Consider the following 6,462-nt stretch of genomic DNA (forward strand, 5'->3'; position numbering starts at 1 on the left):
GCGCGGTAGGCGTTGATCAGCTCGAAGAACGGCGGCGTATGCAGCACCGTCAGCATCGGTGTGCGGATCATCGAGGCCATGGTCGCCGGCACGTAATGCAGGCTGTTGTTGAAGACGATGTCGAAGCCGTGGTCGTCGATGCCCTGCATCACCGCGAGGTAGGCGTGGTGTTCCTGGAGGTAGTCCTCCGAGAGGCTGGCGTGTCGCCGCGCGCCGTTAACGTAGGTGTCGTCGCTCCACACCGGCACCAGGTTCAGCTCCGCCGCGCTGGACGAGCTGGCGAACAGCGTCACCGCATGGCCGCGTTGCTGGAGGCCGCGGGTGATGTCGTAGGTGAAGGCTTCCAGGCCGCCGGCGAAGGGCTGGCGGATCGGATGCTGGATATGCGTGAGCACGCCGATGCGCAGCGGCGCCGGCGGCGCGGCCGGGTCGATGGCATCGGTGAGGACGGGTTCGAGAAGGGGCAGCCGCATGGCGCGTATCCGCTGGGGGGGTTGCTGTTCGAGGCTGCGCGCCGGGTTTTGGTTCTGCCGGTTGTCGGCGCGCGGCGCTCAGCCCGCGCCGCGGCCCGCCAGCACCGAGCGGAGCATGCTTTCCAGTGCCTGTGGCGTGTAGGGTTTGCTCAGCAGGTGGGTGTCGGCGCTCAGTTGCTGGTTGCGCGAGATGACGTCGCGGGTGAAACCGGAGGTGAACAGCAGCGGAACCGGCGGCGTCTGCCGTCGTGCCCAGTCCGCGAGGTCGCTGCTCTTGATCCGGCCCGGCATCACCACGTCGGTGAAGATCAGGTCGACCCGCGTGCCCTCGTCGAGGAGCTGCTGGGCGAGCTCGCCGTTCGCCGCGGTCAGCACCCGGTAGCCCAGCTGTTGCAGCAGTTCGACCGCGGTGGCGCGCACGCCTGCGTCGTCTTCCACCACCAGGATGGTTTCGCCGCCGCACGCGCTGCATTCGTCGCTCGCCTGCGGCTCCTCGTCCGGCGCGTTGCGCGCGCTGCGCGGGAAGTACATCTGCACCGTCGAGCCGACGCCGTGCTCGCTGATGATTTCGGTATGCCCGCCGCTCTGCTTGACGAAGCCGAACACCATGCTCAGGCCGAGGCCGGTGCTGTGGCCTTCGGGCTTGGTGGTGAAGAACGGCTCGAATGCGTGTTCCAGCACCTCCTGGGTCATGCCGATGCCGTTGTCGCACACCGACAGGCACACGTAGTCGCCGGGCTCGATCTGCTTGCCGGCGCAGAAGGCTTCGTCGAGGGTGACGTTCTCGCCGGTGATGCGGATGGTGCCCTCGCCCTGCATCGCATCGCGGGCGTTGATCGCCAGGTTCAGCAGAGCGTTCTCCAGCTGGTTGCGGTCGACGTAGATGGGCCAGGAGTCCCGCGGCAGCTGCACGTCGAGATGGATGGTTTCGCCCAGCGCGCGCTGGAACAGTTCGCCGAGCCCCTGGTAGATGCGCAGCGGATCGCACTGGGTGGGCTGCAACTGCTGGCGGCGGGCGAAGGAGAGCAACTGCGAGGAGAGCTTGGCGCCACGGTCGACGGCGCCGAGGGCGACCTGCACATAGCGCTGCGCGCGCTCGTTGGCCGGTTCCAGGCGTGCCAGCAGGTGCAGGTTGCCGGCGATCACCTGGAGCATGTTGTTGAAGTCGTGGGCGACGCCGCCGGTGAGGCCGCCGATCGCCTCGAGTTTCTGCGACTGGCGCAGGCGCTCCTCGACCTCGGAGCGCGCCTGCACCTCGGCCTCGACGCGCTGCTCGAGCTGGTGGGTGAGCTGCAGCAGTTCATCCTCGGCGATCTTGCGTTCGTGGATGTCGATCAGCACGCCGGGGAAGCGCAGCGGCTGGCCCTGTTCGCCGAACTCGCAGCGGCCGCTGGCGAGCACCCACAGATAACTGCCGTCGGGCTGACGGATGCGGTATTCGGCCTTGAAGGGCACGCGCAGGGCGATGGTTTGCTCGACCTGGCGGTTGAGGTGTTCGAGATCGTCCGGGTGGATCATCTGCATCGCCCTGTCGTTCGGCAGGCCCTGCTCCACCTGCTCAACGGGCAGGAGGAACGTCCGCGCGAAACGTGCATCGCCGGACAGCAGGTTGGTCTCGAGGTCCCAAACGAACAGGCCGCGCACGGCGCCGGAGCTGAGCGCCAGGTGCAGGCGCTCGTTGGCTTCGCGGTAGGCGGACTCGGCTTCCTGGCGGCGCCGCTCGGAAACCATCCGTTCGGTGGTCTCCACCACGATCGCCATCACGCCCGCCGGCGCGCCGTCGTCGCCCGGCACCGGGCTGTAGTAGAGGTCCATCCACACCTCTTCCGGCTTGCCGTGGCGCAGCAGCACCAGTTCCTTGTCGCGGTAGGAGAGGGTGCCGCCGGCCAGGCAGGTGTCCATCACATTGCGGTTGAACTCGGCGACTTCCGGCCAGCCCAGCTCCACCGGCGAGCCGAGGAGGTACGGATGGCGGCCGCCGGCGAACACCGAGTAGGCGTCGTTGTAGATCATGTAGCCGGGGCGGCCCCAGAGCATCACCAGCGGCACCGGCGAGCCGAGAAGGAACTGCACGGCGTTGCACAGGCTGTGCGACCAGCCTTCCAGTGGTCCCAGCTCGGTGGTGGACCAGTCGAAGGCGCGGATACGTTCGGACATCTCGCCACGCCAGCCTTGGCAACCGTGGCTCTGGGATAGGAATGGAGAAGGCATCGATTTACTCGTGGTGTGGCTTGCCGACCGGCTCGGCGGGTTTCAGTTTCGAGCCTTACAAACGTGAATAATTCGCCGTCGTCAGGCGCGGCCCTGCGCCTTCGCCGATCACGGGCTCCCTTCGCTTGAGCGCGCGGGGATTCCCGGGGCTCAGCCCTGGCGGAAGACCAGCGCCTTGAGGCCGCCGTCGGCCTCGATGTCGGCGAATTCCGGCGGGTTTTCCAGGCGTTCGACGAAGCGCAGGGCGGGCGCCTCACGGGCCATGCCGTCGATGAGGAAGTCGGCGCCGATGCCCGGATCGTTCACGCAGGCCAGCACGCTGCCGCCGGCGTTCAGCAGTTCGGGCAGGCGGCGGAGGATCTTCTGGTAGTCCTGGGTCAGCGCGAAGCTGCCCTTCTGGAAGGACGGCGGGTCGATGATGATCAGGTCGTAGGGGCCGAGCTTGCGCACCTTGCCCCAGGACTTGAACAGCTCGTGGCCAAGGAAGCTGACGCGCTGCAGGTCCTGGTCGTTGAGCCGGTGATTGTCGCGTCCCCGGCTCAGTGCGGCGCGCGCCATGTCAAGGTTGACCACCTGTTCGGCGCCACCGGCCAGCGCCGCCACCGAGAAGCCGCAGGTATAGGCGAAGAGGTTCAGCACGCGCTTGCCGGCGGCGTTGGCCTGCACCCAGCGGCGACCGTAGCGCATGTCGAGGAACAGCCCGCTGTTCTGCTTGCGGCCGAAATCCAGCAGGAAACGCAGGCCGCCTTCGCTGATCACCGCTTCCTCGATGGCCTCGCCGATCAGCGCCTCGGTCGCGCTGTCGGGCAGGTAGCGGTGCTGCAGCAACAGGGTCCGCGCGCCGCTGCTCCGCCAGGCGGGCGTTTCGCCCAGCGCCCGCAACAGATGCTTCAGCGCGGCGAGTTCTTCCGCCGCCGGCTCGCGGAACAGGCACACCAGCAGCACGCCCTGCATCCAGTCGACGGTGATCTGCTCCAGCCCCGGCCAGCGCCGGCCGCGGCCGTGGAACAGGCGGCGCGTTTCATCGGGAAGCGCCGCGAGCGCGGCGAGCAGGTGCTGGTTCAGGGTGGCGAGGGCTTCGGCGTTCATCGGGCGGGTTCGCAGGAAGGGTGCGGCATTCTAGCCGCCCCGCGCGGCGCTGCCGAATCACGCTACGGGATTGCCCACGACACCGGGCGGTGATTGGCGATACCTCGCCCGGTGGGTTACGGCGCGGAAGCCCCGCGATTGCCCATACCCGCGCGGAGCGCCTAACCCACCCTACGAATGCGCCCACCCCGACGTAGGGTGGGTTAGCGGCGAATTTGCGATTGATCGGCCCCGCACCGATCCCCACCGCCGCGTAACCCACCGTGCGGTGATTGGCGATACCTCGCCTGGTGGGTTACGGCGCGGAAACCCCGCAAATGCCCGGCCCCGCGCGGAGCGCCTGACCCACCCTACGGATGCGCCCACCTCGACGTAGGGTGGGTTAGCGGCGAATGTGCAGTTGATCGGTCCGTCACCGGCCCCCCCCGCACCGCTTAACCCCGCGCCACCCTTAGCCGGCGATGCCGAATACCTTGGCCAGGTGCGCCTGGTAGCGCGCCACATCCGCTTCGATCGCCGGGACCTTCATCACGTCGACGGCGAGGAAGGTCGGCAGGGCGGTCATGCCGAGGAACTGATTGGCCTTGTGGAAGGGGAAATACACCGCGTCCACGCCCTTGGCTTCGAAGAAGTCGGTGGGGTCGTCGAAGGCCTGCTGCGGCGCGTTCCAGGTGGCCGAGATCATGTACTGCTTGCCGTGCAGCAGGCCGCCGCTGCCGTACTTCTGCGAGGCGTCGGAGCGGGTCCGGCCGTCGTTGGCGTAGAGGCTGCCGTGGCCTTCGGTGAAGACTTCGTCGATGTACTTCTTCACCGTCCAGGGTGCGCCCATCCACCAGCCCGGCATCTGCCAGACGACCACATCGGCCCAGAGGAACTTGGCGACTTCCTCGGCGACGTCGTAGCCGCCGTCGATGAAGGTGGTCTTCACGTCGAAGCCGGCGTGGTCGAGGTAGGCCAGCGCGGCCTCGTGCAGGGTGGCGTTGTAGCGGCCGTCGGAGTGGGCGAACTGCTTGCCGCCGTTGAGCAGGAGAATCTTCTTCATTGCGAATGTCCCGTAAAGGTTTGAATGGCGCTCACCTTACGGGCCCCGCGGGCGCGGAAAAAGCCGCTTCCGGGCACATCAATTGTGCGCGAGATTCACCAATCCAATTTTGACTCGTGATTTACGATGCGGCTCTTACCTGTTCAAGGAGCAAACGAGCATGAGCGAGCCCTACGGTTTCATCCTGAAAGCGCACACCCGTGCGGAAAAATCCGCGGCCTTCGAGGCGCTGTTCCGCGGCTACGTCGAAGCCAGCCGCGCCGAACCGGGGTGCATCGAGTACCACATGCTGCGCGACGCCGAGGACCCCACGCTGTTCATCTTCTTCGAGGTCTGGGCCTCACGCGAACACCTCGAGGTGCACTCGGCGCTGCCGCACATGCAGCGCTTCCACACGCAGCGGATGGACTACCTGCGAGAGGATTTCGCCATCCGCCGCATCGACATGCTCAGCCCGGCGTCCGGGCCTGACTGAGGTCCGGCGCCTGGCTTTCGGCTTCCGCGAGCTTCGCCAGGGTGGAGATACGCGCCGGGCTGAACGGCGGGCGCGGCGCTGGTGGCTGCCAGCCGAACAGGAACTGCGCGGCGCTGCCGCACACGCGGCCCTGGCAGGCGCCCATGCCGCAGCGGCTGCTCAGCTTGGCTTCGGTCCAGCCGCTGCGCCCGCCGAGCGCGGAGAGCGGCACGTCCTCGCAGCGGCACACCAGGGTGTCCGGCCGCGCCAACCGGCGCAGCGCCGGGTTCAAGGCGAAGGTCTGGTTGAGGCGGTCGGCGAAGCCTTGCCAGCGTTGCCGCTGCGGCCATAGCGCGCGGGCTTCGGCCAGCATGCCGACCGCCGCGTGACCGGCGATGGCGCCTTCGGCCAGCGCCAGTTCGCTGCCGCCGAACCCGGTGCATTCACCGGCGGCGTAGTGATCGGCAAGGCTGCTGGCCTGCCAGGTGTCGACGCGTATCGCGCCGTCGCTCAGCGCGCAGCCAAGCGCCTCGCCGATCTGCGTGTTGGGCACCAGGCCGAAGCCGCAGGCGAGGCGTTCGCAGGCGATTTCCTCGACCCGCTTGCCGACCTGCAGGCGCACGCCCTCAAGCCCCTCGCTGCCGAGCGCGGCGAGCACGTGGCTGCCCGTACGGTAGGTTGCATCGAACAGTTCCAGGGCCTGCCAGGCCTTGTTCGGCCTGGCCCAGAGCGCGCTGGCGAAACGCCCTACGGCGGCCAGCGGGGCCTGTTCGGCGATCCGCACGAGGCGTGCGCCGCGCGCCTTGGCGGTGGCGGCGCTGGCCAGCAGCAGCGGGCCGCTGCCGGCGATCACCAGGCGCTCGCCGTCCACCGGCAGGCCGCCCTTGATCAGTGCCTGCAGGCCACCGGCGCCGGTCACGCCGGGCAGCGTCCAGCCGGGGAAGGGCAGCAGCAGCTCGCGGGCGCCGGTGCAGAGGATCAGCTTGTCGTAGGCGAGCAGCCAGCCGCGTTCGGCGTCTTCCAACAGCAGGCGTTTCGGCCCGGCGAGGGCGATCACCTTGCAGCCGGCATGGCGTCGCACATTGGCGCAGGCGTCGAGGCGCGCACGCATTTCGCGGGCCTTGGGCGGCAGCTCGGCATGCGGGCCGTCGCGCCAGATCTGCCCGCCGGGCAGCGGGTTGTCGTCTAGCAGG

The 6,462-nt window shown here is 68.3% G+C and carries 6 protein-coding genes; 1 reads left to right on the top strand and 5 read right to left on the bottom strand.

What is annotated here, in order from left to right; all coding sequences use genetic code 11:
- From B2X67_RS20710 to B2X67_RS20725, 4 genes are all read right to left on the bottom strand, one after another.
- A partial coding sequence (locus B2X67_RS20710) for a glycosyltransferase (RefSeq protein WP_286786657.1) occupies nucleotides 1-473 on the bottom strand: 473 nt, incomplete at its 3' end.
- Between the two features lie 78 nt (nucleotides 474-551).
- The gene (locus B2X67_RS20715; protein WP_286786658.1) at nucleotides 552-2,630 is read right to left on the bottom strand and encodes a hybrid sensor histidine kinase/response regulator; all 2,079 of its coding nucleotides are present in this window, start codon (nucleotides 2,628-2,630) and stop codon (nucleotides 552-554) included.
- 204 nt (nucleotides 2,631-2,834) lie between these two features.
- Complete coding sequence (locus tag B2X67_RS20720; RefSeq protein WP_286786659.1) at nucleotides 2,835-3,773, bottom strand: class I SAM-dependent methyltransferase; 939 nt, start codon at nucleotides 3,771-3,773, stop codon at nucleotides 2,835-2,837.
- Nucleotides 3,774-4,224: 451 nt separating this feature from the next.
- A complete protein-coding gene (locus tag B2X67_RS20725) occupies nucleotides 4,225-4,815 on the bottom strand; it encodes an NAD(P)H-dependent oxidoreductase (RefSeq protein WP_273232901.1) in 591 nt (196 codons plus the stop codon).
- Nucleotides 4,816-4,975: 160 nt separating this feature from the next.
- On the opposite strand from B2X67_RS20725, the gene B2X67_RS20730 reads away from it, so the two are divergent.
- On the top strand, nucleotides 4,976-5,290 hold the full coding sequence (locus tag B2X67_RS20730; protein WP_273232899.1) for a putative quinol monooxygenase: 315 nt from the start codon (nucleotides 4,976-4,978) through the stop codon (nucleotides 5,288-5,290).
- On the opposite strand, the gene B2X67_RS20735 is transcribed toward B2X67_RS20730, so the two are convergent.
- A partial coding sequence (locus tag B2X67_RS20735; RefSeq protein ID WP_286786660.1) for an NAD(P)/FAD-dependent oxidoreductase occupies nucleotides 5,265-6,462 on the bottom strand: 1,198 nt, incomplete at its 5' end. The genes B2X67_RS20730 and B2X67_RS20735 overlap by 26 nt on opposite strands.

The organism is Pseudomonas sp. UBA3153 (genome assembly GCF_002364635.1).
Classification (GTDB): domain Bacteria; phylum Pseudomonadota; class Gammaproteobacteria; order Pseudomonadales; family Pseudomonadaceae; genus Pseudomonas_O; species Pseudomonas_O kuykendallii.

Bases quoted from the DNA above. Each gene is read 5' to 3' on its own strand.
- B2X67_RS20715 (WP_286786658.1), bottom strand. From the start codon at position 2,630: ATGTCCGAACGTATCCGCGCCTTCGACTGGTCCACCACCGAGCTGGGA.
- B2X67_RS20720 (WP_286786659.1), bottom strand. From the start codon at position 3,773: ATGAACGCCGAAGCCCTCGCCACCCTGAACCAGCACCTGCTCGCCGCG.
- B2X67_RS20725 (WP_273232901.1), bottom strand. From the start codon at position 4,815: ATGAAGAAGATTCTCCTGCTCAACGGCGGCAAGCAGTTCGCCCACTCC.
- B2X67_RS20730 (WP_273232899.1), top strand. From the start codon at position 4,976: ATGAGCGAGCCCTACGGTTTCATCCTGAAAGCGCACACCCGTGCGGAA.